24 protein-coding genes are annotated in these 26018 nt (G+C 66.7%); 11 read left to right on the forward strand and 13 right to left on the reverse strand.

Features of this window, described 5'->3' with window-relative positions:
- Positions 1 to 19 precede the first annotated feature (19 nt).
- The 11 genes from ureC to BFE01S_RS14080 all read right to left on the reverse strand — a co-directional run bounded on the left by ureC (position 20) and on the right by BFE01S_RS14080 (position 11900).
- Positions 20 to 1726: an urease subunit alpha gene (gene ureC / locus BFE01S_RS14030; protein WP_028226056.1), complete on the reverse strand. Its 1707-nt coding sequence runs from the start codon at positions 1724 to 1726 to the stop codon at positions 20 to 22.
- Positions 1727 to 1775: 49 nt separating this feature from the next.
- Positions 1776 to 2081: an urease subunit beta gene (locus tag BFE01S_RS14035; protein ID WP_028226057.1), complete on the reverse strand. Its 306-nt coding sequence runs from the start codon at positions 2079 to 2081 to the stop codon at positions 1776 to 1778.
- Positions 2082 to 2096: 15 nt separating this feature from the next.
- Positions 2097 to 2399, reverse strand: coding sequence for an urease subunit gamma (ureA, locus tag BFE01S_RS14040; RefSeq protein ID WP_017773123.1), 303 nt, complete (start codon positions 2397 to 2399; stop codon positions 2097 to 2099).
- Positions 2400 to 2696: 297 nt separating this feature from the next.
- A complete protein-coding gene (locus tag BFE01S_RS14045) occupies positions 2697 to 3593 on the reverse strand; it encodes an urease accessory protein UreD (protein ID WP_028226058.1) in 897 nt (298 codons plus the stop codon).
- An 820-nt stretch (positions 3594 to 4413) separates the two neighbouring features.
- Entirely contained in the window at positions 4414 to 5109 is a 696-nt protein-coding gene (gene urtE, locus BFE01S_RS14050) for an urea ABC transporter ATP-binding subunit UrtE (protein ID WP_028226059.1), read from the reverse strand.
- A gap of 69 nt (positions 5110 to 5178) precedes the next feature.
- Positions 5179 to 6084, reverse strand: coding sequence for an urea ABC transporter ATP-binding protein UrtD (gene urtD, locus BFE01S_RS14055; protein ID WP_407668211.1), 906 nt, complete (start codon positions 6082 to 6084; stop codon positions 5179 to 5181).
- Positions 6081 to 7301, reverse strand: a complete 1221-nt coding sequence (urtC, locus tag BFE01S_RS38585) for an urea ABC transporter permease subunit UrtC (protein WP_042337659.1) — start codon at positions 7299 to 7301, stop codon at positions 6081 to 6083. Before urtC ends, urtD begins: the two co-directional genes overlap by 4 nt.
- A gap of 1 nt (position 7302) precedes the next feature.
- The gene (urtB, locus tag BFE01S_RS14065; protein ID WP_028226061.1) at positions 7303 to 8922 is read right to left on the reverse strand and encodes an urea ABC transporter permease subunit UrtB; all 1620 of its coding nucleotides are present in this window, start codon (positions 8920 to 8922) and stop codon (positions 7303 to 7305) included.
- A gap of 82 nt (positions 8923 to 9004) precedes the next feature.
- On the reverse strand, positions 9005 to 10303 hold the full coding sequence (gene urtA / locus BFE01S_RS14070) for an urea ABC transporter substrate-binding protein (protein ID WP_028226062.1): 1299 nt from the start codon (positions 10301 to 10303) through the stop codon (positions 9005 to 9007).
- Between the two features lie 543 nt (positions 10304 to 10846).
- The gene (locus tag BFE01S_RS14075; protein ID WP_028226063.1) at positions 10847 to 11170 is read right to left on the reverse strand and encodes a rhodanese-like domain-containing protein; all 324 of its coding nucleotides are present in this window, start codon (positions 11168 to 11170) and stop codon (positions 10847 to 10849) included.
- 76 nt (positions 11171 to 11246) lie between these two features.
- Positions 11247 to 11900, reverse strand: coding sequence for a protein-L-isoaspartate O-methyltransferase family protein (locus BFE01S_RS14080; RefSeq protein ID WP_028226064.1), 654 nt, complete (start codon positions 11898 to 11900; stop codon positions 11247 to 11249).
- Between BFE01S_RS14080 and BFE01S_RS14085 the strand changes: the two genes are divergently transcribed.
- The 7 genes from BFE01S_RS14085 (at position 11886) to BFE01S_RS14115 (ending at position 19443) form a co-directional block, all read left to right on the forward strand.
- Positions 11886 to 12143, forward strand: a complete 258-nt coding sequence (locus BFE01S_RS14085; protein WP_156967006.1) for a hypothetical protein — start codon at positions 11886 to 11888, stop codon at positions 12141 to 12143. The genes BFE01S_RS14080 and BFE01S_RS14085 overlap by 15 nt on opposite strands.
- 54 nt (positions 12144 to 12197) lie before the next feature.
- Entirely contained in the window at positions 12198 to 13277 is a 1080-nt protein-coding gene (locus BFE01S_RS14090) for a LacI family DNA-binding transcriptional regulator (protein WP_042337660.1), read from the forward strand.
- Between the two features lie 189 nt (positions 13278 to 13466).
- Positions 13467 to 14954, forward strand: coding sequence for a sugar ABC transporter ATP-binding protein (locus tag BFE01S_RS14095; RefSeq protein WP_028226067.1), 1488 nt, complete (start codon positions 13467 to 13469; stop codon positions 14952 to 14954).
- Positions 14935 to 15960, forward strand: a complete 1026-nt coding sequence (locus BFE01S_RS14100; protein WP_028226068.1) for an ABC transporter permease — start codon at positions 14935 to 14937, stop codon at positions 15958 to 15960. Before BFE01S_RS14095 ends, BFE01S_RS14100 begins: the two co-directional genes overlap by 20 nt.
- Positions 15961 to 16104: 144 nt before the next feature.
- Positions 16105 to 17073 (forward strand): substrate-binding domain-containing protein, encoded by a 969-nt coding sequence (locus BFE01S_RS14105; RefSeq protein WP_028226069.1) that lies wholly within the window; start codon positions 16105 to 16107, stop codon positions 17071 to 17073.
- 109 nt (positions 17074 to 17182) lie between these two features.
- Positions 17183 to 18232, forward strand: a complete 1050-nt coding sequence (locus tag BFE01S_RS14110; protein ID WP_028226070.1) for a sugar phosphate isomerase/epimerase family protein — start codon at positions 17183 to 17185, stop codon at positions 18230 to 18232.
- A 65-nt stretch (positions 18233 to 18297) separates the two neighbouring features.
- Positions 18298 to 19443 carry a Gfo/Idh/MocA family protein gene (locus tag BFE01S_RS14115; RefSeq protein ID WP_028226071.1) on the forward strand — a complete coding sequence of 382 codons (1146 nt, stop codon included), beginning with the start codon at positions 18298 to 18300 and terminating at the stop codon, positions 19441 to 19443.
- A gap of 18 nt (positions 19444 to 19461) precedes the next feature.
- On the opposite strand, the gene BFE01S_RS14120 is transcribed toward BFE01S_RS14115, so the two are convergent.
- Both BFE01S_RS14120 and BFE01S_RS14125 read right to left on the reverse strand, forming a co-directional pair.
- Positions 19462 to 20631 (reverse strand): ABC transporter substrate-binding protein, encoded by a 1170-nt coding sequence (locus BFE01S_RS14120; protein WP_028226072.1) that lies wholly within the window; start codon positions 20629 to 20631, stop codon positions 19462 to 19464.
- A 118-nt stretch (positions 20632 to 20749) separates the two neighbouring features.
- Positions 20750 to 21691 (reverse strand): CysB family HTH-type transcriptional regulator, encoded by a 942-nt coding sequence (locus BFE01S_RS14125; protein ID WP_028226073.1) that lies wholly within the window; start codon positions 21689 to 21691, stop codon positions 20750 to 20752.
- Positions 21692 to 21927: 236 nt separating this feature from the next.
- On the opposite strand from BFE01S_RS14125, the gene BFE01S_RS14130 reads away from it, so the two are divergent.
- The 4 genes from BFE01S_RS14130 to cysD all read left to right on the forward strand — a co-directional run bounded on the left by BFE01S_RS14130 (position 21928) and on the right by cysD (position 26007).
- Positions 21928 to 23607: a nitrite/sulfite reductase gene (locus BFE01S_RS14130; protein WP_028226074.1), complete on the forward strand. Its 1680-nt coding sequence runs from the start codon at positions 21928 to 21930 to the stop codon at positions 23605 to 23607.
- A gap of 22 nt (positions 23608 to 23629) precedes the next feature.
- Positions 23630 to 24163, forward strand: a complete 534-nt coding sequence (locus tag BFE01S_RS14135; protein WP_028226075.1) for a DUF934 domain-containing protein — start codon at positions 23630 to 23632, stop codon at positions 24161 to 24163.
- Positions 24160 to 24939: a phosphoadenylyl-sulfate reductase gene (locus BFE01S_RS38590; RefSeq protein ID WP_042337661.1), complete on the forward strand. Its 780-nt coding sequence runs from the start codon at positions 24160 to 24162 to the stop codon at positions 24937 to 24939. The genes BFE01S_RS14135 and BFE01S_RS38590 overlap by 4 nt, the downstream gene beginning before the upstream one ends.
- Before the next feature lie 105 nt (positions 24940 to 25044).
- On the forward strand, positions 25045 to 26007 hold the full coding sequence (gene cysD / locus BFE01S_RS14145) for a sulfate adenylyltransferase subunit CysD (RefSeq protein WP_028226076.1): 963 nt from the start codon (positions 25045 to 25047) through the stop codon (positions 26005 to 26007).
- The last annotated feature ends 11 nt before the right edge of the window (positions 26008 to 26018 follow it).

Consider the following 26018-nt stretch of genomic DNA (forward strand, 5'->3'; position numbering starts at 1 on the left):
GCGCGGCGGCGGTTTCGTTTCAGAAAAGGAAGTAACGCTGGGCCATCGGCAGCACCGTGGCGGGTTCGCACGTGAGCAACTGGCCGTCGGCCACCACCTGGTAGGTCTCGGGATCGACGCTGATCGCCGGTTGCCACGCGTTGTGGATCATGTCGGCCTTGGTCACGTTGCGGCAGCCGCGCACGGCCACCACGCGCTTTTGCAGGCCGTAGCGCTCTGCCACGCCGCGATCGAGCGCAAGCTGCGAGACGAAGGTGAGCGACGTCTGGCCGAGAGCCCGTCCGCGCGCGGCGAACATCTCGCGGTAGTGCACCGGCTGCGGCGTGGGAATCGATGCATTCGGGTCGCCCATCTGCGCGAGCGCGATCATGCCGCCCTTGAGAATGAGCGAGGGCTTGATGCCGAAGAACGCGGGTTCCCAGAACACGAGATCGGCCCACTTGCCGGGCTCGACGGACCCCACTTCGTGCGAGATGCCGTGCGTGATGGCCGGGTTGATCGTGTACTTGGCGACGTAGCGCTTCACGCGGAAGTTGTCGTTGCGCGCGCTGTCGCCGGGCAGCGCGCCGCGCTGCACCTTCATCTTGTGCGCGGTCTGCCAGGTGCGGATGATGACTTCACCCACGCGGCCCATTGCCTGGGAGTCCGACGAAAGCATCGACAGCGCGCCGAGATCGTGCAGGATGTCTTCGGCGGCGATGGTTTCGCGGCGGATGCGCGATTCGGCAAACGCGATATCTTCGGCAATCGAGGGGTCGAGGTGATGGCACACCATCAGCATGTCGAGGTGTTCGTCGAGCGTGTTGACGGTGTACGGGCGCGTGGGGTTGGTCGAGGAGGGCAGCACGTTGGGCTCGCCGCACACCTTGATGATGTCGGGGGCGTGGCCGCCGCCTGCGCCTTCCGTGTGGTACGTGTGGATCGTGCGGCCCTTGAAGGCGCCCACGGTCGCTTCCACGAAGCCCGATTCGTTGAGCGTGTCGGTGTGGATGGCGACCTGCGTGTCGGTGGCGTCGGCCACGGTGAGGCAGTTGTCGATGGCGGCCGGCGTCGACCCCCAGTCCTCGTGCAGCTTGAGGCCGATCGCGCCGGCGGCGATCTGCTCCTCGGCGGGTTGGGGCAGGCTCACGTTGCCCTTGCCGAGGAAGCCCAGATTGATCGGCCAGCCGTCCGCGGCCTGCAGCATGCGCTCCATGTGCCACGGGCCCGGCGTGCAGGTGGTGGCGTTGGTGCCGGTGGCGGGGCCGGTGCCGCCGCCGAGCATCGTGGTCACGCCCGAGGCGAGCGCCTCGTCGATCTGCTGCGGGCTGATGAAGTGGATGTGCGTATCGATGCCGCCCGCCGTCACGATCTGCCCTTCGCCCGCGATCACTTCGGTCGAAGCGCCGATGGGAATCGTCACGGCCGGCTGCACGTCGGGGTTGCCGGCCTTGCCGATGCGCCAGACGCGCCCGTCCTTGATGCCGATGTCGGCCTTCACGATGCCCCAGTGATCGACGATCACGGCGTTCGTGACAACGGTGTCGGCCACCTCGGCCGCGAGGCGCTGCGACTGGCCCATGCCGTCGCGGATCACCTTGCCGCCGCCGAACTTCACTTCGTCGCCGTAGACGGTGTAGTCGCGCTCGACTTCGATGATGAGCTCGGTGTCGGCGAGGCGCACGCGGTCGCCGGTGGTGGGGCCGAACATCTCCGCATAGGCGCGGCGGCCGATTTTCAATGTCATCTCAGGATTCCTGATGGATTCGGCGCGTGGGGGCGTGAGTGCGGTGCGCTCAGAGCGGGCCCATGACCTTGCCGTTGAAACCGTATACGGCGCGCTCGCCGGCCAGCGCCACGAGCTCGACGGTGCGCTCCTGGCCCGGCTCGAAGCGCACGGCCGTGCCGGCCGCGATGTTCAGGCGAAAGCCGCGCGCGGCCTCGCGCTCGAACGAGAGCGCGTCGTTGACTTCGTAGAAGTGAAAATGCGAGCCGACCTGCACCGGCCGGTCACCCGTGTTCGCCACCGTGACGGTGACGGTCTCGCGGCCGGCGTTCAGTTCGATCTCGCCGTCGTCGATCAGCATTTCGCCTGGGATCATGGATGCCTCGCTCGTTCACGGAATCGGGTGGTGAACGGTAACGAGCTTCGTGCCGTCCGGAAAGGTCGCTTCCACCTGAATGTCGGGGATCATCTCCGGCACGCCTTCCATTACGTCGTCGCGCGTGAGCAGCGTCGTGCCGTAGTGCATGACTTCGGCCACCGTCTTGCCGTCGCGGGCGGCTTCCATGAGCGCGGCGCTGATGAACGCCACGGCCTCCGGATAGTTGAGCTTGAGGCCGCGCGCACGGCGCCGTTCGGCGAGCAGCGCGGCGGTGAAGATGAGGAGCTTGTCTTTCTCGCGTGGCGTGAGCTTCATCGTTCTGAGTCGGTTGGGGCGTCGGGGGCGTGGCAGGCGCGCGGCCCGACGCGGGTGGCCCGGAGTCGTTCTGCCGCAGCATACCGGAGCCTATTTACGGTTCCATTGCAATGGCGTGGGCGATCCACGCACGGGCCTGCAAGCTCACAGCAAGGTATGTGCCAGTGAAGGGGACAGGGTTGGCCGCACCATTTCCGGGGTTTTATTGCACCGAAGTGGTGTCTATGTGCGGTGAGTCGATCTGTGGCGGTGCGGGATCGCCCCGACGTGGTGCATTACGACGCGCGAAGGGGTGGCTCAGGTGGTCCATAGACGCAGTGGTGTGGCTTCGACGCCATGCACGATGGGTCGCAGCGTGGTCCAGCAGCGCGTGAGCGCCTGCTGCAGCGGTTCCATCGAGCGGGCCAGCACGCGCACCACCAGCACGCCCGGACAGACGCAGCTAGCGCCGCCGCGCAGCGCATCGTCGAATGGCAGGGTGGCCGCGAGTTCCTGTGCGAGGACATCGGTGCAGGCGGGGCCGCAGGCCCATAGCACGCCGAATGCCGGATAGCCGGCGAGCCCTTGCGGTGCGTCGCGCAGCGGATCGGCTGCGTCGATGAGCGCGCGTTCGAACCACAGCAGGTTGCTGCCCTCGGCACCATCGCGCGGCGACTGGACGATGCGTGCGACCGAGCGCAGCATGCCGGCGGACCAGCGCTCGCCCGCGGCCTGGCGGCCGAGTTGCACGGCGTCCCAGCCGATGGCCGTCGCGTTCGCACCGAGCGTGAGCGCGAATTCCAGCTCCGCGTGCGCGTGATCGAAGACGAGGTTGTTTTGCGGCAGCCAGTCGAGTTTCGCGCCTTCGCCCACGGCGATTGCAATGCGTTGCCGCGCCACGCGGCCGTTCGACTTGTACCACTTGGTGGCGCCTGGCGTAGTCAGCACGGCATGCGTGTGGGCGCCGACGCTCACCTCGATGTCGAGCCGGTCGCCGCCCGCAATGCCTGCGGGGGGATGCACGATTACCGCGTGGCAGATGGCGTTGCCTTCGGGGTAGAGCGGGCGTTGCACGCGCAGCGGCCCTTTATGCAGGCGATGGGCGAGCGTTGTACGGTCGCCGTGGCGCACGAAACCGAGTTCGAGGCGCGCGCGCCATTCCTGGGTTGTGGGGGTATGGGCGACGAGCGCCGAGTGATTTTCGTGAAGCGACATGCTGGAGGGGAACGGGGCTTTAGGGCGGGGGACAAGTCTTTTATCTCGCTTGTCAGCCGATTCGGCATGGGGTTCGCGCTGGTCGGATTCGTCCGAATATAGGTTTTTTGCTGTTGCCGTGCAAGATGGCCGTTGTTCGGTGGGGTGTCTTTCCCCTCTATTGGGGCGGGGTTTTTTGATTCTGGTTTGTGGGGCTTGTTTTTTTGTGCTTTTGGGGTTTCTTGTTGCCGTGGTGGTTTGCCTGGGTTGCCCCTGTGCGGGGCGGCACCTACTTTTCTTTGCAGCGGCAAAGAAAAGTAGGCAAAAGAAAGCCGCTTAAACCGCCAATGCCTGCCACCATTCTTCTCACACCATTATCGGTAGTGGCTCCGGGGCATCTGTCGCCTCGCACCCTCCAGCCTGGTGACAAAGGGCTCATTCATCCCGCTTCGCACTACGCGCTCTGCGGAAAGGTTTGCAAAGGACACCGAACTTTCTGTTGGGCATCGGGGTATGCATACCCCCGGTTTGGGTTATGCCCCTCGGGGCGCGTAGCGCCGCCGGAGGGATGAGCGCCTTGTCACTCCGGCGGACGGCGAGTGATGGCAGACGCCCCGGAGCCACTACCCATAACGGCGAGTGGTCCACTGCGTCACACTGGCGGTTTAAGCGGCTTTCTTTTGCCTACTTTTCTTTGCCGCCGCAAAGAAAAGTAGGTGCCGCCCCGCACAGGGGCAACCCAGGCAAACCACCACGGCAACAAGAAACCCCAAAAGCAAAAAAAACTGCAAAAGCAAAAAAAAACTGCAAAAGCAAAAAGAACAGCAAAATCCCCACCCCCTCAAACCGCAATTAACCCCCTAACCCCATCGGCATCCATATCCGCCCCTGCGCCCCCGGCAACAATCTCCCCGCGGCTCATCACCCAGTAGCGATCGGCAATCGCCTTGGCAAAATCGTAGTACTGCTCAACGAGCAGCACAGTCATCTGCATCTCCTCCACGAGCTGGCGCAGCGTCCTCCCGATGTCCTGGATGATCGAAGGCTGAATGCCCTCGGTCGGTTCGTCGAGAATCAGAAGCCTCGGTTCGCTCATAAGAGCGCGCCCGATCGCGAGCTGCTGCTGCTGGCCGCCCGAAAGATCGCCGCCGCGTCTTGCCTTCATGTCCTCCAGCACGGGAAAGAGCCGGTAGATATGCTCGGGCACCTTCGAAGGCGCCCGCTTCTTGCTGGCCGCGCCCACAAGCAGGTTTTCTTCCACGCTCAGCCGGGGAAAAATATCGCGCCCCTGGGGCACATAGGCAAGCCCATGCGCGACGCGCGACCACGTAGGCAGTTTCGTGAGCACCTGCTCGTTCCAGGCGATGGCGCCGCTCTTCGTCGGCACCACGCCCATCAGGCAGCGCAGCAGCGTGGTCTTGCCCACGCCGTTGCGCCCGAGCAGCACGGTAAGCTGGCCTTCGGGCACCGTCATCGAGACGTTGCGCAGAATGTGGCTGCCGCCGTAGTACTGGTTCAGCGAGTCGATAGTCAGCATGTCGATGCCTGCTTTTACCTGTTGATGCCTGTTAGTGCTGTCTTTGCGAGGTCCTGCCGCCAGTCTTGCCTAGCGTCCCAGGTACGATTCGATCACCGCTTCTTCGCGTTTGACCGCGTCGAGCGTGCCTTCGGCCAGCACGCTGCCTTCGGCCATCACGGTCACGCGGCCGGTTTCGCCAGCGAGCGCCGCGACGAACTCCATGTCGTGCTCGACCACCATCATCGAGCAGCCGCCGCGCAGCCGGTTCAGGAGCGCCGCGAGTTCCATGGTTTCGTCGTCGGTCATGCCCGCCGCCGGTTCGTCGAGCAGCAGCAGGGCGGGCTGCTGCATCAGCAGCATGCCGATCTCGAGCCGCTGTTTCTGGCCGTGCGAGAGTTCGCCCGCGAGTCGCCGCGCGTCGCCCTCCAGCCGGATCACCTCGAGCGTTTCTTCGATCTTTGCCTGCGCTTCGCGGCCGAGGCGCGCGCGCAGCGAGGCGAACCAGCCCTTGTCCGCCTTCATCGCGAGTTCGAGGTTCTCCCACACGGGGTGCTGCTCGAACACCGTAGGCTTCTGAAACTTGCGGCCAATCCCGGCGCGTGCAATCGCAGGCTCGTTCATGCGCGTGAGGTCGAGCGTCTGACCGAGGAATACCTTGCCCGAATCGGGTTCGGTCTTGCCCGTGATGACATCCATCATCGTCGTCTTGCCCGCGCCGTTCGGGCCGATCACGCAGCGCAGCTCGCCCACGTCGATCGAGAGCGTGAGCTTGTTGAGTGCGCGAAAGCCGTCGAAGCTCACCGTCACGTCTTCCAGATAGAGGATCGTGCCGTGCGAGGTGTCGATCGCGCCGGGTTCGACCACATGCCCCAGTCCGGCGACGCCGGAAAGCGTGAGTTCGTCGTGCTCGCCTGCGTTGTCGAAGGGGTTGTGGCCCAGCGGGTCGTGCAATATTGCGTGTCCGTTCATGCGCGCCTCGTGTTCCGGCTTCATGTTTTGCGGGCTCCCTTCGTTCCGTGCGTCCCCGTCGTGCCCTTCATCCGCTTCAGGGCAAGCTCGACGAGGCCCATGATCCCGTTGGGCAGCAACAGCGGGACGAGCACGAAGATCAGGCCGAGGAAGAACAGCCAGTATTCGGCGAAGTAGGCGGTGAAGAAGCTCTTCGCGCCATTCACGGCGAAGGCGCCGATGATGGGGCCGATGAGCGTGCCGCGTCCGCCCACGGCCACCCAGATCGCCATTTCGATGGAGTTGCCGGGCGACATCTCGCTCGGGTTGATGATGCCCACCTGCGGCACGTAGAGCGCGCCCGCGATGCCGCACAGGATGGCCGAAACGGTCCACACGAAAAGCTTGTAGCCAAGCGGGCTGTAGCCGAGGAACATGAGGCGCGTTTCGCCGTCGCGCACGGCGGTCACGACGCGGCCGAGCTTCGAGGTGACGATCGCGCGCGCCGCGAGAAAGGCCAGCACGAGCGCGGCGAACGTCATGAGAAACAGCACGGTGCGCGTACCGGGATGCGTGATGGGAAAGCCCGCGATGCGCTTGAAGTCCGTGAAGCCGTTGTTGCCGCCGAAGCCCGTTTCGTTGCGGTAGAAGAGCAGCATGGCCGCGAAGGTCGTGGCCTGCGTGATGATGGAGAGGTACACGCCTTTCACGCGCGAGCGGAACGTGAAGAAGCCGAACACCCAGGCCACCACGGCGGGCACGAGCACCACGAGCGCGAGTGCATACCCGAGATGCTGGGTGCCTTCCCAGTACCACGGCAGCCGGTGCCAGTTCAGGAACACCATGAAGTCGGGCAGGTCGCTGCCGTACACGCTGTCGTGGCCGATCTCGCGCATCAGGTACATGCCGATGGCGTAGCCGCCCAGCGCGAAGAAAAGGCCGTGGCCGAGGCTCAGGACGCCGCAGTAGCCCCACACGAGATCGAGCGCGAGCGCGGCAATCGCATAGCACATGAACTTGCCGGCGAGCGTCATCGAGTAGGCCGAGAGGTGGAGCGCGCTGGATTGCGGCAGCACCAGCGCGCACAGCGGCACGCCCACCCCGATGGCGAGAATGAGCGCGACGAGCGCGAGCCACGCGCCGCGCGAGAGCAGCGGCGGCCGCGCGGGCAGGCCGAGCGCGAACGTTTCGGGGTCGTCGCCGTGCCGCGGCGTGGGCGCGCCATAGGGCGCGTGGGCGGTGTCATGGGTGGCGATGGTCATCTCATGCCTCCGCGCTGCGGCCCTTCAAGGCGAACAGCCCCTGCGGACGCTTCTGGATGAACAGCACGATCAGCACGAGCACCGCGATCTTTGCAAGCACGGCCCCCCAGAACGGTTCGATGGCCTTGCTGATGAGCCCGAGCCCGAAGCCGCCGATCACGGTGCCCGCGATCTGGCCCACGCCGCCCAGCACCACGGCCATGAACGAATCGATGATGTAGCTCTGGCCGAGGTCCGGCCCGACGTTGCCGATCTGCGAGAGCGCGCAGCCGCCGAGTCCCGCGATGCCGGCGCCGAACGCGAACGCCCAGGCATCGACGCGCGCGGTGCGCACGCCCACGCACGCCGCCATGCGGCGGTTCTGCGTGACGGCGCGCACGAAGAGGCCAAGGCGCGTTTTCGTGAGCACGGCCCACGCAATGCCCACCACGATCAGCGAGAACGCAAGAATCGCGATCCGGTTGTACGGCAGGATGAGGCTCTGCATGACGGTCACGCCGCCGCTCATCCACGAGGGATTTTCCACTTCCACGTTTTGCGCGCCGAAGATCGTGCGCGTGGCCTGAATCAGGATCAGGCTGATGCCGAAGGTGGTGAGCAGCGTTTCGAGCGGCCGCCCATAGAGATGGCGGATCACGAGGCGCTCGATCACGGCGCCCACCAGCGCGGCGGCGACGAACGACACGGGAATGGCGAAGAGCGGATACCAGTCGAACGCGCCGGGCGCGTAGCGCTGCACGAGCGTTTGCACGACATAGGTGGCGTAGGCGCCGATCATGAGGAACTCGCCGTGCGCCATGTTGATGACGCCGATGAGGCCGTACGTGATGGCGAGGCCGAGCGCGGCGAGCAGCAGCACGCTGCCGAGCGAGAGACCGGCGAACAGCGTGCCGAGGATTTCGTTGCGGCGCTGGATCGAATCGAGCGCATTGATGCCGTTCTGCGCGGCGGCGCGCACGCGCGCGTCGGGCTCGGCCCAGGCGCCGGCGGCGGTCTTCGCGACGAGCGGGCGCAGCAGTTCGTACATGTCGAGATCGTGGCGCGCGGCCACGAGCTTCGCGGCTTCGAGCCGGATGGCGGCGTCGGGGTTGTGCAGCGCGGTCATCGCCCAGAGCGTGTCGAGGCGGCGCTTGAGCGTGGGGTCGGTTTCCTTCGCGCGGGCCGCGTCGATCATCGGCTTCATCGACGGGTCGGGGTTCTTCAGGAGCGCCGCAACGGCGGCGCGCCGCGTTTCGAGGTCGGGCGAGTCCAGTTGCAGGCCCGAGATCGCGCCGGCCACCTTCGAGCGCAGCAGGTTGTTGAGCGTGACGGGCTGGGCCGACTGCGCCACGTCGGCGGCAACGGGTTTGCCCGTGATCGCGTCGCGTGCGGTGTCGCCGTCCTGCAGGAGCACTTCGCCCGCGTCGGTGGCGGTCACGTCGTCGTTGGCGAGCGCCTTGAGCAGGGCGAGCGAGGCGGCGTCGCGCGTGGCGATGAGCTTGTCGATGGCCGCGGACTTGGCGTCGAAGTCGTCGCCGCCAAGCGGTGTCACGTCGGTGGCATCGAGCGCGAACGCGGCGTGGCTGGCGCACCCAAGCCATGCGAACACGGCCAGCGTGCGCAGAAAGGGGCGGAATTTCATGGGCAGGACCTGAAAAGGCGACCGGATGGATCATGTGGACGCGGCCGGCGGGCCGCGTCCTTGCGAGGCCAGGTGGGCTGACTCAGGCCACGCGGCGGCGGCGCAGGAAGTCGGGAATCGACGACACCACATCCGGCTTGCCCTTGTCGCCGGGGATGTACGGGCTCCACGGCTGGGCGCGGATGGTCGTCCTGGTCCGCCACACCACGTTGAACTGGCCGTCGGCGCGCACTTCGCCGATCATCACCGGCTTCCACAGATGGTGATTGCCGTCCATCTTGAGCGTGTAGCCGCTCGGCGCCGCGAACTCCTGACCGATCATCGCGACGCGCACCTTGTCCACATCGGTGCTCTTCGCCTTCTCCACGGCCTGCTTCCACATGTGGATGCCCACGAAGGTCGCTTCCATCGGGTCGTTGGTCACGCGCTTGCTGCCGCCGGGCAGGTTGTTCTTCTTCACCCAGTCGGCGAACATCGCCTTGAACTTCGTGTTCTCGGGGTTGCGCAGCGACATGAAGTAGTTCCATGCCGCGAGATTGCCCACGAGCGGTTTCGTGTCGATGCCGCGCAGTTCTTCCTCGCCCACCGAGAACGCGACCACGGGCACGTCGGTGGCCTTCAGCCCCTGGTTGCCGAGCTCCTTGTAGAACGGCACGTTCGAATCGCCGTTGATGGTCGAGATCACGCAGGTCTTGCCGCTTTGCGAGAAGGTCTTGATGTTGGCGACGATGGTCTGATAGTCGCTGTGGCCGAACGGTGTGTAGACCTCCTGAATATCGGCGTCCTGGACGCCCTTGGCGTTGAGGAAGGCGCGCAGGATCTTGTTGGTCGTGCGCGGGTAGACGTAGTCGGTGCCGAGCAGGAAGAAGCGCTTCGCGCCGCCGCCTTCGTTGCTCATCAGGTATTCCGTGGCGGGAATGGCCTGCTGGTTCGGCGCGGCGCCCGTGTAGAACACGTTGCGCGACATCTCCTCGCCTTCGTACTGCACGGGGTAGTAGAGCAGGCCGTTCAGTTCCTCGAACACGGGCAGCACCGACTTGCGCGACACCGAAGTCCAGCAGCCGAACACGGCGGCGACCTTGTCCTGGGTGAGGAGCTGGCGCGCCTTTTCGGCGAAGAGCGGCCAGTTGGAGGCCGGGTCCACCACCACCGGTTCGATCTGGCGTCCCATCACGCCGCCCTTCGCGTTGATGTCGGCGAAGGTCATGAGCGCCGTATCCTTGAGCGAAGTTTCCGAAATCGCCATCGTGCCCGAGAGCGAATGCAGCACGCCAACCTTGATCGGCCCGCTGCCGGTATCGGCGTGTGCGAACGGTATGCGTCCCGCTACCGCGAGCGCGCCGGACATCGTCCCCAGTTTCAACAGACTACGACGTTTCATTAAGTTCCCCTTGACGGTGGGAGGGTAAGTCGCGGATACGGCGCATGTGGTTACGCGCCGCCCCTTGTTATGGCCTGTCTTGCGCGTCTCTTTCTGCAAGCGCTGTGCCAGTTGTGAAAACGGCTTGCGAATATGCGTGGTGCCTGCGCATCAAGGCAGCGGCGTGACGGCGCGGCCGTGCGACGGCCCTCGCCCGCAGGCGAAACTGGTGCACGAAGGCGCATGTTCGGGCGCTTTGCATCGTCTCAGTGCGTTCGGGCGTGCGATCACGCGCGCCGATGCGCCAAGGTGTGGCAGCCGATGCATCGAAGCGCATGCAGGTGCCTGAAAGGTGCGGGCGCTGCACCCTTGTGTACGTTTTGCGGGGGGCGCTGGCGCTGCGCAAGGCGCAGGAGAGAGGGAGGGGGAAGGGGAGCGACGCGTCGAGCGAAACCGCGCGCTTAAAAAGCAAAAGGGCGCGGCATGGACCGCGCCCTTCTTCAGGAGCCATCAATCAAGCGTAACTGGCCGGCGGGCGCGTGGCCGCGACAGCCTTGCCGCCGGTCAGTAAGTGGGCACCTTGGGATCGACCTGGCGCGACCACGCGTCAATCCCGCCTTGCAGGTTGAACACCTTCGTAAAGCCGCGCGATTCGAGGAACATCGCCACCTGGGCGCTGCGGCCGCCGTGGTGGCACACGCAGACGATCTGCGCCTCGTCATCGAGTTCTTCGCTGCGTGCGGGGATTTCGCGCATGGGGATCGACACGCAGCCGGCGATCTTCGCCGTCTCGATCTCCCAGGGCTCGCGCACGTCGAGCAGGACAGGGGCGGCACGCGAGGAATCGGCGAGCCATTCGGCAAGGGCGGGAGCGGTCAGATTCTGCATGGAAAACTCGAAGTCGTGAAAAGGCTGGGCCGGGTAGAACGTGCCGCCCGGCGGCCGGCGCGCGCCGGGACGTATCCTAGAACTTGAAGCGCGGCAGTTGAATGGCGTTTTCGAGCGGCTCGACATACGTCTCGAACACGCTGGCAATACGGTATTGCTTTTCGTCGATGCGGGTGATGATCTGCGCTTCCATCACCGGCGCGGTGCCGACGAAGGCGGCGATGCGGCCGCCCACCTTGATCTGCTCCAGCAACTCCTGCGGGAGGACCGGCAGGCCGCCCGAGACGCAGATCACGTCGTAGGGTGCATTGGCGGCCCAGCCGCGCGCGCCGTCACCGAGCGCGACTTCCGCATTGAGCACGCCGTTCTTTACGAAGTTCGCGCGCGCGAATTCGGCGAGTTCCGGGTCGATTTCCACCGTCAACACCTTCTGCGCGCGGTGGGCGAGCAGCGCCGCCATGTAACCCGAACCGGCGCCGATCTCCAGCACGCTTTCGTGCTTTTTCACCGCGAGTTCCTGCAGCACGCGCGCCTCGATGCGCGGCGCCAGCATGTGCTGGCCGTTGGGCAGCGGGATCTCCAGGTCGGCGAACGCGATGTCCGCATAGGCGGCGGGGACGAAATGCTCACGCTTGACGATCGAAAGCAGATTGAGCACGTCCTGGTCGAGCACCTCCCAGGGGCGGATCTGCTGTTCGATCATGTTGAAACGCGCTTGTTCGATGTTCATGGTGACTGGGCGTTGTGGTTCGGATTCGGTTGGGATCGCGGTCTGGACCCCGCCACGCAAGGCGTCCGGGCGATCCGCAGGATTGTATCAAACCCCTTTGCCGTGGCGCCTGCCGGACGGCAGCGGATCGGCGCGGCGGCATTGGTGTTTCTCCTGGCTTCGGCGCACTTGAACTTTGGCGCGCTTCGAACCAAAAATGTAATCGATTACATTTTGGTGCCGCTTTTCGACGTGACTTTTTAACGCTCCGCACTGCTCGACCGACCTCGACACCCCGACCCCGACACCCGCCAGGCCATGCCCGCCCAGCCTCGACGCAATCCGCCCGACCCCGCGCAGCCCCCTGCGGCAGACGGCCATGCCGGCCCGGACGCCGCCGGGCCGCGCGGCGGCTCCATTGCCCAGGTGGCGGCACGCGTCGGGGTGTCGGTGGCGACGGTCTCGCGCGTGCTCAACGGCCACGCGAACGTGCGGGCCGCCACGCGCGAGCGCGTGCTCGCCGAGATCGAGACGAGCGGCTACCGCGTCAACGAACTCGCGCGCAACCTGCGCACGGCGGAGAGCCGCCTGCTCCTGACCATGGTGCCGGACTTCGGCAACCCGTTTTACGCGGAGATCGTGCGCGGCATCGACGGCGTGGCGCGCCAGCACGGCTATTTCATGCTGTTGTGCGACACCGGCGCCGACGCGGGCCGCGAGCGCAGCTACTTCGACCTGCTGCGCCGCCATCGCGCGGATGGCGCCATCTGCCTCGATCCGGCCACGGTCCAGCACGCGCTCGCCGCCGAATCGACCGCGCTGCCGTGGGTGGCCTGCTGCGAATTCGATCCGGGCGTGGGCGTGCCGTACGTGGGCATCGACAACTTCCTCGCCGCCCGCGACGCCGTGCGGCATCTGATCGCACGCGGCCGGCGGCGCATCGCGCTCATCAATTCGGACGAGCACTACCTCTACGCCCAGCAGCGCCGCGACGGCTATCTCGACGCGCTCGCCGAGGCTGGGCTCGAAGCGCGCGACGCGTGGCGCGTCAACGTGAACTGCCTCGACTATGGCGCGGGCGCCGGGGCGGCCGCGGTGCTCATGCAGCAGGCTGCGCCGCCGGACGCGATTTTCGCGGTCTCGGACACGCTCGCGGTGGGCGTGATCAACGGCCTGCGCGGCGCCGGCCGGCGCGTGCCCGACGACGTGGCCGTGGTGGGCTTCGACGACATCGCGCTGGCGGCGCAGATCGATCCGCCGCTCACGACGGTCGCGCAGCCCATGCGCGAACTCGGCGAGACGGCCGCGCGGCTTCTGCTGCAGCGTCTCGCCGTTCGCGAGGCGCGCGTGCCGGGCGTGCTGCTGCCGCACCGGCTGGTGGTGCGGCAGAGCGGCTGAGCGGGGCAAGGGAAAGGCCGGGCGGCGCGGTGCCGCATGCCGCTGCCGGCAATGCATAGCAGCGGGGGTAGCGCGGTAGAAGCGCTAGAAGCAGGAGGGGACCCGCGGAGCGGGGCGGGCGGCGCAGGCCGCCCGCGGCTCCGCGTGTGCCAGATCGCCCACATCGTCATCGAGGAGGAGCGGCCGCTCATGAGCGTTGCCGTGAAGTTCCACGAGATCCGCAAGGACTTCGGTCCCGTGCGCGTGCTGCACGGCGTGAGCTTCGAGCTCGCGCCGGGGCGCATTCATGGCCTGCTCGGCGAGAACGGCGCGGGCAAGTCCACGCTCATGAAGATCCTGGCCGGCTACGAAGCGCCGAGCGCGGGCGAGATCGCGATCGACGGCGAGACGCGCCGCTTCGAAGGCTCGCGCGAGGCCGAGCAGGCGGGCATCGTGCTGATCCATCAGGAATTCAATCTCGCCGAGCATCTGACGATCGCGCAGAACATCTTCCTCGGCCACGAAAAACGGCGCGGCCTCCTGGTCGACGACACGGCGATGCGCCGCGAAGCGCGCGAGTTGCTCGCGCAGGTGGGGCTCGCACGCGACCCCGATACGAAAGTGCGCGACCTGATCGTGGCGGAGAAGCAGTTGGTGGAGATCGCGAAGGCGCTCTCGCGCCATGCGCGCCTGCTCATCATGGACGAACCCACCGCGACGCTCACGCCCGCCGAGACGGCGCGGCTCTTCGCGCTGATGGAGCGGCTGCGCGAGGACGGCACGACCATCGTCTACATCTCGCACAAGCTCGACGAGGTTGAGCGCATCACCGACGACGTGATCGTGATGCGCGACGGCCGCTTCGTCGCGGCGAGCCCGACGGCGGGGCTCGCGCGCCAGCAGATGGCGAACCTGATGGTGGGCCGCGACGTCTCCGACATGTTCCCGCACAAAACCGAGGCGCGCGCCGATGCGCCCGTGGCGCTGCGCGTGAGCGGCCTTGCCGTGCCGGGCTGGGTCGAGGATCTGAGCTTCGAGGTGCGCGCGGGCGAGATCCTGGGTTTCGCGGGGCTGGTCGGCGCGGGGCGCACCGAGGCTTTCGAGGCGATCGTGGCCCTGCGCGAGCGCAGCGCGGGCGTCGTCGAGATCGACGGGCGGCCGGTGCCGCTGCGCCATCCGCGCGACGCGGTGCGCCACGGGCTCGCGTATCTGAGCGAGGACCGCAAGGGCCGGGGCCTGCACATGAACCTGAGCCTGCAGGACAACCTCACGCTCATGACGCTCGATCGCTACGGCAAGCTGCTGCTCGACCCGAAGGCCGAGCGCCGCGCACTGGAAAGAGCCGTGCGCGAATTCGGCATCCGCACGGGCGATCTGGCGAGCCGCGCGCGCATGCTCTCGGGCGGCAACCAGCAGAAGCTCGCGCTCGCCAAGTTTCTGCAACCGGACCCGCGCGTGATCGTGCTCGACGAACCGACGCGCGGCGTGGACGTGGGCGCGAAGCGCGACATCTATTTCCTGATCCAGCGGCTCGCGGCCTCCGGGCGCGCGGTAGTCGTCATTTCGTCCGAACTCGTGGAGTTGATCGGCCTCGCGCATCGCGTTGCCGTGATGCGGGCGGGGCGCCTCGTCGCGACGCTCGGGCGCGACCATCTGAACGAAGAGGAGTTGATCGCCCATGCAACCGGCACCCACTGAAGCCGCCGCGGCGCACGGCCGTGCGCGCCGGCTCGCCGCGCTCGTGCAGCGCCTCGCGGGCGTGGGGCCGCTGCTCGGGCTGATCGCGCTGTGCGTGCTGGGCACCGCGCTCAATCGCGACTTCGCCACGGCCGGCAACCTGCTCAACGTGCTCACGCGCACCTCGTTTATCGGCATCATCGCCGTCGGCATGACCTTCGTGATCATTTCGGGCGGCATCGATCTCTCGGTCGGCTCGATGGCCGCGCTGATCGCGGGCGCGATGATCTGGACCATGAACACGCTCGCAGCCGGCGTGGGTACGCATACGTTGGCGCCGCTCGCAATCGTGCTGACCGGCATGGCGCTCGCGCTCGTGCTCGGGGCGCTCTTCGGCCTCGCACACGGGCTGCTCATCACGCGCGGACGCATCGAGCCGTTCATCGTGACGCTCGGCACGCTCGGCATCTTCCGCTCGGTGCTCACCTGGCTCGCGGACGGCGGCGCGCTCACGCTGCAGAACAATCTCGTCGATCTGTACGGCCCCGTGTATTACGCGAGCCTCTTCGGCGTGCCGGTGCCCGTGTGGGTGTTCGCGCTCGTCGCGCTGGGCGGCGCGCTGATCCTCAATCGCACGGCGTTCGGCCGGCATGTCCAGGCAATCGGTTCGAACGAACAGGTTGCGCGCTATGCGGCGATTCGCGTCGATCGCGTGAAGTGCGCGACCTATGTGCTGCTCGGCATGTGCGTGGGGGTCGCCACCGTGCTTTACGTGCCGCGGCTCGGCTCGGCCACGCCCACGACGGGCCTGCTTTGGGAGCTCGAAGCGATCGCCGCCGTGGTGGTGGGCGGCACGGCGCTCAAGGGCGGCGAAGGGCGCGTGGCCGGCACGGTGGTCGGCGCCGTGCTGCTCTCGGTGATCGCCAACATCCTCAACCTCACGAGCATCATCAGCGTGTATCTGAACGCGGCCGTGCAGGGCGTGGCGATCATCGCCGTGGCGTTTCTGCAGCGCGGGCGCAGGTAGGGCGAAAGCACGCCCATCGGAAAAAATACGTAGTGCGAAACAAGAGAAGAAGGCAGCACGCAGCATCGCAGACCGGCAGTCGAAGGAGGCAGCGCTAATTTCACCGAGACGCTCGCGCGTGAGCGCATGACAGGAGACAACACCATGAAGAAGATGATTCGGGCCGTCGGCGCGGGCGCACTCGCGCTTGGCCTCGCGGCGACGTTCGGCGCGGGGATCGCGCGCGCCGACGACAAGGTGACGCTGGGCGTGGCGATTCCCACCGCCGACCACGGCTTTACGGGCGGCATCGTATGGTGGGCGAACAAGGCGAAGAGCGACCTCGAAAAGGCGCACCCGGATCTGAAGATCATCGTGAAGACCGCGGCCAACGCGCCCGATCAGGCGAACCAGCTCCAGGATCTCGTGACCGTCAACAAGATCAACGCGCTCGTGATCTTCCCGTACGAATCGGCGTCGCTCACGCAGCCTGTCGCGCAGGTGAAGAAGCAGGGCGTGTACGTGACCGTGGTCGATCGCGGGCTCACCGACACGAGCGCGCAGGACGCTTACGTGGCCGGCGACAACACGGCGTTCGGCCGCATTCCCGCGGAATACCTCGCGAAGGAGCTCAACGGCCGTGGCGACATCGTGGCGCTGCGCGGCATTCCCACCACGCTCGACAACGAGCGCTGGACTGCCTTCACGTCGGTGCTGAAGCACTACCCGAACATGAAGATTCTCGACGCGAAGTACGCCAACTGGAATCGCGACGACGCGTTCCGCACGATGCAGGACTACCTCACGCGCTTCCCGCACATCGACGCCGTCTGGGCCGCCGACGACGACATGGCCGTGGGCGTGCTCAAGGCGATCGACCAGGCGAAGCGCACCGACGTCAAGATCGTGTTCGGCGGCGCGGGCTCGAAGGACATGGTCAAGCGCGTGATGGACGGCGACCCGCTGGTCCGCGCCGACGTTTCCTATTCGCCGAAATTCATCTACGACGCGATCAGGATGACGGCCGAGGCGCGCCTCGCGGGCAAGGCGCTGCCGGCGAAGACGATCATTCCTTCGGTGCTCATCACGAAGGAGAACGCGAAGGAGTTCTACTTCCCCGACTCGCCATTCTGATCGCCTGGCTGATGCCGATGAGTGTGGCGGGTTCGCCATCGTCAACCGCCGCCGCGCACCTGCATGCGGGCAATCGCAGGGCGCGGCGGACCCCGGAGGAGAGCGGCCGATGAAGACCATCCAGGGCCCCGCGATTTTTCTTGCGCAGTTTCTCGGCGACGAAGCCCCGTTCGACAGCTTCGCGCATCTGGCCGGCTGGGCCGCGCATCTGGGTTACAAGGGCATCCAGGTGCCCACGGACCCATGCCTCGTCGATCTCGAACAGGCCGCCGCGAGCACGGCGTATTGCGACGACCTGCGCCGGATCGCCGACGACACCGGCATTGCGATCACCGAACTCTCGACGCATCTGCAGGGTCAGCTCGTCGCCGTGCATCCCGCTTACGACACGCTCTTCGATGGCTTCGCGCCGCCGCACGTGCGCGGCAACCGCGAGGCGCGCACCGCATGGGCGATCGATCAGCTCATGCTGGCGGCGCGCGCTTCGCAGAACCTCGGCCTGAAGGCGCACGTCACGTTTTCCGGTGCGCTCGCCTGGCCGTATCTCTACCCGTGGCCGCAGCGGCCGGCGGGACTCGTCGAGACGGCCTTCGAAGCGCTCGCGCAGCGCTGGCGGCCCATTCTCGATGCGTTCGACGCGGCGGGCGTGGACGTCTGCTACGAACTGCATCCGGGCGAGGACCTGCACGATGGCGTAACGTTCGAGCGCTTTCTTGCGGCGGTGCACGATCATCCGCGCGCGAACATCCTCTACGACCCGAGCCACTTCGTGCTGCAGCAGCTCGACTACCTCGCGTTCATCGATCTCTATCACCCGCGCATCAAGGCTTTCCATGTGAAGGATGCCGAATTTCGCCCCACCGGCAGGCAGGGCGTCTATGGCGGCTACAGCGGCTGGGTCGAGCGCGCCGGGCGCTTCCGGTCGCTCGGCGACGGGCAGGTCGATTTCGGCGCGATCTTCTCGAAGCTCACGCAGTACGACTACCCGGGCTGGGCCGTGCTTGAATGGGAGTGCGCGCTCAAGCATCCGCACGATGGCGCGAAAGAGGGCGTGGAGTTCATCCGGCGCCACCTCATCCGCGTGGCGGAGCATGCCTTCGACGACTTCGCCGGCAGCGGCGTGGATGCGGCGCAGTTGAAGGGCGTGCTGGGGATCTGAACGAATGCGCTCGTGCAAGGGCCAACGCAGGCGCAACGCAAGGGTGCAACGCAAGGAGCAACGCAATGACACAAAGACTCAGGCTCGGCATGGTGGGCGGCGGCGAGGGCGCATTCATCGGCGCGGTGCATCGCATCGCGGCGCGCCTCGACGACGCGTTCGAGCTGGTTGCCGGCGCGCTTTCCTCCGATCCGGTGCGCGCCCAGTTGAGCGCCGAGGCGCTCGGCCTCACGCGCAGCTATGCCGACTGGCGCGAGATGGCGCGCGTGGAGGGCACGCTCGGCGACGGCATCGACGCCGTGGCCATCGTCACGCCCAACCATCTGCATGCGCCCGTGGCGCACGCCTTCATGGACGCGGGCATTCACGTGATCTGCGACAAGCCGCTGGCCGTTTCGCTCGCCGAAGGCGAGGCGCTCGCGCAGCACGCGCGCGAAGCCGGGCTCGTGTTCGCGCTCACCCATACCTACTCGGGCTATCCGCTCGTGCGCCACGCGCGCGAAATGGTCGCGGCGGGCGAGATCGGCGAGGTGCGCATCGTGCAGGTGGAATACGCGCAGGACTGGCTCGCCACACCCGTCGAGCGCGACGGCACGAACCGCCAGGCGGGCTGGCGGACCGATCCCGCGCTCGCGGGGCCGGCCGGGTGTCTCGGCGATATCGGCACGCACGCGTACCAGCTCGCGGCCTTCGTGAGTGGCCTCGTGCCCGATGCGCTGGCCGCGGAGGTCCATACCTTCGTGCCGGGCAGGCGCGTGGACGACCACGTGCAGGCGATGCTGCGCTACGCGGGCGGCGCGCGCGGCATGCTGTGGGCAAGCCAGGTGGCGAGCGGCGCGGAGAACGCGCTGCGGCTGCGCGTGTACGGAACGAAGGGCGGGCTCGCGTTCGATCAGGAAGAGCCCAATGTCCTGTGGTTCACGCCGCAAGGCGGCGAGGCGCAGCGGCTCACGCGCGCACGGGTGAGCGGCGCGGCGGCGCGCCATGCGACGCGCGTGCCGGCCGGGCATCCGGAGGGCTACCTGGAAGCGTTTGCGCAGCTCTATCGCGACGCCGCGGCGCAGATCGCCGCACGCGAGGCGGGCGTGGCCGCGCCGCCCGAGAGCCACATGCTGACCACCGTCGACGACGGCGTCGAAGGACTGCGCTTCATTGCCGCCGTGCTGGCGAGCAGCGCGGCGGACGGCGCGTGGCAGCAGATCGCGCGCTAGCCTGGCGCGCGCCGGCGCTTACTGCGCGAGATAGACGAACTTGCCGTCGCGGATCGTCCCCATCACGCTCGCGCGCTGGTCGAGCCCGACGTGATCGGCGGGGCTCGTGGTGACGAAGCCGTTCGGCACCACCACGTCGTGGGCCTGCTCCAGCGCACTGCGCAGCGCGACGCGGAACGCCTCGGTGCCGGGCTGGGCCGTCTTGAGAGCGCGCGCGACGGCGTCCTGCAGGCGCGGATACACGCCTGCCGCGTCGCCGGCGAACTGCGTGACCGTGCCGGGCCCGTACTTCGCCTCGTAAGCCTCGACGAAGGCGAGTGCCGCTTTCTGCGCCGGCTCGTCGGCGGGCAGCGTGCGCGCGACGACCACGGGCTGGGTCGGGAACAGCGTGCCTTCCACGTCCTTGCCGCCCAGCTTGATGAATTCGGGCGTGGCGATGCCGTGCGTCTGGTAGATCGGCCCCTTGTAGCCGCGCTCCACCAGCGTGCGCTGCGGCAGCACGGTGGGCGTGCCGGCGCCGGCGATCAGCACCGCGTCGGGCTTCGCCGCGATCAGCTTGAGCACCTGGCCCGTCACGCTCGCGTCGGTGCGGTTAAAGCGCTCGGTCGCCACGATCTGGATGTGCCGCCCGGCTGCGAACTTCGTGAACTCCTTGAGCCAGCTGTCGCCGTAGCTGTCCGCAAAGCCGATGAAGCCCACCGTCTTCACGTTGTGCGCGGCCATGTAGCGGGTCATCACGTCGGCCATGGCGGCGTCGGTCTGCGCCATCTTGAACGCCCACACGCGCGGCCCTTCCTGCGGCTCGACCACCGAAGCCGAACCCACCAGCGTGATCATCGGCGTGTGGCTTTCGGCGGCCGGATCGAGCGCCGCGAGCGCGGCCGGCGTGATGTTCGGGCCGACGATCACGTCCACGTGGTCTTCGTTGATGAGCTTGCGGATGTTGCGCACGGCCGCGCCCGGATCGGAGCCGTCGTCGAGCACGATGTAGTCGGCCTTCTGGCCCGCGATCGTGTCGGGCCACATCTGCATCGCGTTCTTGCTGGTGATGCCGATGACGGCGGCCGGCCCCGTGCTCGACAAATCGATGCCGACTTTCAGGTCGGCGAAGGCGCGGGGCGCGGCGGTGGCGACGAGCGCGGCGGCTGCCGTGACGGCGAGCGGGCGCAGGAACGGATGCAGCTTCATGCGGTAGGTCTCCAGGCTGGAAGGGGGTTTTTGTACGGTTTGTCCTGCTGGCCGGCTGGCGTTGCCGCTGCGCTTGGGTCTTTCGCTGCGCTTGAGGGCGCCGCTGTGCACCGGGTCGTTACAGTTCGTAAGTCTCGTGCTCGCCCTTGAGGGCCTGCTCGATCAGCTTGCGGTTCAGGCTCGGCGAGAGCAGTTCGACGAGCGTGTATACATAACTGCGCAGATACGCCCCCTGCTTGAGCGCCACGCGCGTCACGTTGCTGCCGAACAGGTGTCCCACGGGCACGGCGCGCAGGTGGCGGTCGCGCTCGGCGTTGAAGGCGATGTCGGCCATGATGCCCACGCCCATGCCCAGTTCCACGTAGGTCTTGATGACGTCGGCGTCGATCGCTTCCAGCACGATGTCGGGCGAGAGGCCGCGCAGGCGGAACGCATCGTTGATCTTGGTGCGGCCCGCGAAGGCGTTGTCGTAGGTGATCAGCGGATATTGGGCCAGATCGTCGAGCGAGAGCGGCTTGCGCTCCAGCAGCGGGTTGTCGGGCAGCATCACCGCCACGTGGTGCCAGGTGAAGCAGGGCAGCGACACGAGCTCCTTGTAGCCCGAGATCGCCTCGGTGGCGATGCAGAGGTCGGCCTGGTCGTGGAGCACCATTTCCGCCACCTGGGTGGGGCTGCCCTGCAGGATGGAGAGGTGCACCTTGGGAAAGCGCCGCTTGAACTCGGCGATGGCGGCCGGCAGCGAGTAGCGCGCCTGGGTGTGGGTGGCCGCGATGACCAGGTTGCCCTGATCCTGGGCCGCATAGTCCTTACCCACGCGCTTGAGGCTTTCCACTTCCTGGAGAATGCGTTCCACCGAGGCGAGGATGATGCGCCCTGGCTCCGTGAGCGAGCGCACGCGCTTGCCGTGGCGCGTAAAGATTTCGACCCCAAGCTCGTCCTCCAGCTCGATGATCGCCTTCGAAACGCCGGGCTGGCTCGTATACAGGGCCTTGGCGGCTTCCGTGAGGTTGAAATTCTGCCGCACGGCCTCGCGCACGAACCGGAACTGGTGCAGGTTCATCGATACCCCTTATAACCTGGTTGCATATCAACCTGATTTTTTGGTCGTTTGAAATATAAGGCGAGTTTATTACCATTTCCCCAACTTTTCCAATATGGATATCTGTTTTGGTCATTAGCAAATGACAGGCGCCGTCAGGCGGCCGGCCATGAGCGGGATCGAGGCAGAGCGAAGTCGAAGTCGGAGAACGCGGCGTAACCGGAACGCCGCGATTGATACAACCCTGGGGTCCCCGAATGTACCAATACGATCAGTACGACCAGACCATCGTCGACGAGCGCGTTGCGCAGTACCGCGACCAGGTCCGCCGGCGCCTCTCGGGCGAATTGAGCGAAGAAGAGTTCCGCCCGCTGCGCCTGCAGAACGGCCTGTACATGCAGCGCCACGCCTACATGCACCGCATCGCGATTCCTTACGGCAACCTGCGCAGCGACCAGCTTCGCATGCTCGGCCACATCGCGCGCGTGCACGACCGCGGCTACGGCCACTTCTCCACGCGCTCGAACATCCAGTACAACTGGATCCAGCTCGAAGAAACGCCCGAGATCCTCGAAAAGCTCGCCTCGGTCCAGATGCACGGCATCCAGACCTCGGGCAACTGCATCCGCAACATCACGGCCGACCAGTTCGCGGGCGTGGCGCCCGACGAAGTCGTCGATCCGCGTCCGTGGGCCGAGATCATGCGCCAGTGGTCCACGTTCCACCCCGAATTCGCCTGGCTGCCGCGCAAGTTCAAGATCGCCGTGTCCGGGTCGAAGGAAGACCGCGCTGCGGTGCAGATCCACGACCTGGGCGTCTACCTCGACCGCAACGCGCAAGGCGAAATCGTCGCGAGCATTCTCGCGGGCGGCGGCCTCGGCCGGACCCCGATCGTCGGCGCCATCATCAAGCGCGATCTGCCCTGGCAGCATCTCCTGACCTACTGCGAAGCCGTGCTGCGCGTGTACAACCGCTACGGCCGCCGCGACAACCTGTACAAGGCGCGCATCAAGATTCTCGTGAAGGCGCTCTCGCCCGGGAAGTTCGCGCAGCAGGTGGAAGAGGAGTGGCAGCACCTGAAGGACGGCCCCTCCACGCTCACGCAGGCCGAAGTGGACCGCGTCGCGCAGTACTTCGCTCCGCCCGCGTACGACAAGCTGCCCGATACGGACGCCTCGTACGAGAAGCATCTGCTGGAGAACCGCGCGTTCGCGCGCTGGGTCGAGCGCAACGTGCGCCCGCACCGCGTGTCGGGCTATGCGTCGGTCACGCTCTCGCTCAAGCCGCACGGCATCGCCCCCGGCGACGCCACCGACAAGCAGATGGAAGCCGTGGCCGACTGGGCGGACGCCTACTCGTTCGGCCAGATCCGCGTGTCGCACGAGCAGAACCTGATCCTTGCCGACGTGAAGAAGCGCGATCTTTTCGCACTCTGGGAAAAGGCCAGGGCCGAAGGCTTCGCAACGGCGAACATCGGCCTCCTGACCGACATCATCGCGTGCCCGGGCGGCGACTTCTGCTCGCTCGCGAATGCGAAGTCGATCCCCATTGCGCTCGCGATCCAGGAGCGCTTCAACGACCTCGACTACGTCTACGACCTGGGCGACATCTCGTTCAACATCTCGGGCTGCATGAATTCGTGCGGTCATCACCACGTCGGCAACATCGGCGTGCTGGGCGTGGACAAGGACGGTTCCGAGTGGTATCAGGTCTCGCTCGGCGGCGAGCAGGGCACGGGCGCCAACGGCGCACGCCTTGGCCGCGTGATCGGCCCGTCGTTCTCGGCCGATGAAATGCCGGACGTCGTGCAGAAGGTGATCGACACCTTCGTCGAACAGCGCATCGACGGCGAGCGCTTCATCGACACCTACGACCGCGTCGGCATCGCGCCTTTCAAGGAGCGCGTGTACGCATCGCGCCAGCCGGCCCACGCCTGAACCGCAACGAGGATTTTGTTTCATGACCCAGATCATCAAGAACCGCGCGGTCGTCGAGGACAACTGGACCGTGGTGCGCGCGGGCGAAGACGGCGCGCTGCCCGACGTGGCCGCGCTGCCCGCAGGCAAGGTCGTCGTGCCGCTCGCCCTGTGGCAGGTCGGGCGCGAGGCGCTCCTCGCCGCGAAGTCGCGCGACGAACTCGGCGTGTGGCTCGCACCCGACAGCGAACCGGCCGATCTCGCGGCGGACTTCGGCCGCGTCGCGCTCATCGCCGTCGATTTCCCGGTGTTTCGCGACGGCCGCGGCTATTCCACGGCCCGCCTGCTGCGCGAGCGCTATGGCTACAAGGGCGAGCTGCGCGCGATTGGCGACGTGCTGCGCGACCAGTTGCTCTACCTCGAGCGCTGCGGCTTCGACGCGTACGCGGTGCGTGCGGACAAGGACATTCACGACGCGCTCAAGGCGTTCGGCGAATTCACGGTGAAGTACCAGGGCGCGTACGACGAGCCCGCGCCGCTGTTCCGCCGCCGCGCCGCGCAGGGTGCGGCAGCATGAGCACCGCCGGCGCTGGGGTGGGCACTGAGGTGGGCGCTGAACTGCAGGCGAAGGTCGAGCGGCTGAATGTGCTGCTCGACTCCATCGCCGCGCGCCACGCCAGCGTGAAGTTTGCGAGCAGCCTCGCGGCCGAGGACATGCTGCTCACGCACGCGATCCTCTCGCGCGGCGTGAAGATCGGCGTCTTCTCGCTGAACACGGGGCGCCTGCATGCGGAAACGCTCGGCATGATCGACCGCGTGCGCGAGCGCTACGGCTACGAGATCGAGCAGTTCCACCCGCGCGAGGATGCGGTGGGTGAATACGTGGCCCAGCATGGCCTGAACGCGTTCTACGAGAGCGTGGATCTGCGCAAGCGCTGCTGCGAAATCCGCAAGGTCGAGCCGCTGAACCGCGCGCTCTCGGAGGTTTCCGCCTGGGTGACGGGCCAGCGCCGCGAGCAGTCGGTCACGCGCGCGGAACTGCACGAGGAAGAGCAGGACGGCGCGCGCAACATCGCCAAGTTCAACCCGCTCGCGGACTGGAGCGAGGCCGAGGTCTGGGATTATCTGCGCGCCTTCGACGTGCCCGTGAATCCGCTGCATGCGCGCGGCTACCCGAGCATCGGCTGCGAGCCCTGTACGCGCGCGATCCGCCCCGGCGAGGACAGCCGCGCGGGCCGCTGGTGGTGGGAGTCGCGCGACACGAAGGAGTGCGGCCTGCATATCGGCCCCGCCGCCAGTGCCCTCCCGGCCATTCCGGTCGCCATCGTGCCGGTCGCGGAGCGCGCAAGCTAAAATTGAAAGCCGGCGTGCGGGCCTGGCCCGCCGCCCTCGTAGAGCAAGCCAGTCACGCTGCCCGGCTACGGGCCTCGGCAGCGGGAATCAACGAAGGATCTCACCATGAGCACGACGCTCGAACCGACTGTGAACGCGCCGCTAAACGTCACCGCGAACCGTATGGACCACCTCGACTGGCTCGAAGCCGAGTCGATCCACATCCTGCGCGAACTCGTTGCCGAATGCAGCAAGCCCGCGCTGCTGTTCTCGGGCGGCAAGGACTCGGTGGTCGTGCTCGCGCTCGCCCTCAAGGCGTTCGGCCTCGGCGCGAACCGCAAGACCTCGCTGCCGTTCCCGCTCGTGCACATCGACACGGGCCACAACTACGACGAAGTGATCGACTTCCGCGATCGCCGCGCGGCGGAGATCGGCGCCGAACTCGTGGTCGGCCACGTCGAAGACTCGATCAAGCGCGGCACCGTGCGCCTGCGCCGCGAAACCGATTCGCGCAACGCCGCGCAGGCGGTCACGCTGCTCGAAACCATCGCGCAATACGGCTACACGGCCATGATCGGCGGCGCGCGCCGCGACGAAGAGAAGGCCCGCGCGAAGGAGCGCATCTTCTCGTTTCGCGACGAATTCGGCCAGTGGGACCCGAAGGCCCAGCGCCCGGAACTCTGGAGCCTGTACAACGCGCGCCTGCACAACGGCGAACACCTGCGCGTGTTCCCCATCTCGAACTGGACCGAACTCGACGTGTGGCAATACATCGAGCGCGAAAAGCTCGAACTGCCGTCGATCTACTATGCGCACCAGCGCGAGATCGTGCGCCGCAACGGCCTGCTCGTGCCGGTCACGCCGCTCACGCCGATGAAGGAAGGCGAGACGAGCGAATCGGCGCTCGTGCGCTTTCGCACGGTGGGCGACATCAGCTGCACGTGCCCGGTGGAAAGCGATGCCGACACGGTCGAGAAGATCATCGCCGAAACGGCCGTGACCGAAATCACGGAACGCGGCGCGACGCGCATGGACGACCAGACGTCGGAAGCCGCGATGGAACAGCGCAAGAAGCAGGGTTATTTCTAAAGAGCACGCAG

Source organism: Paraburkholderia ferrariae NBRC 106233 (genome assembly GCF_000685035.1).
Taxonomy (GTDB): Bacteria; Pseudomonadota; Gammaproteobacteria; order Burkholderiales; family Burkholderiaceae; genus Paraburkholderia; species Paraburkholderia ferrariae.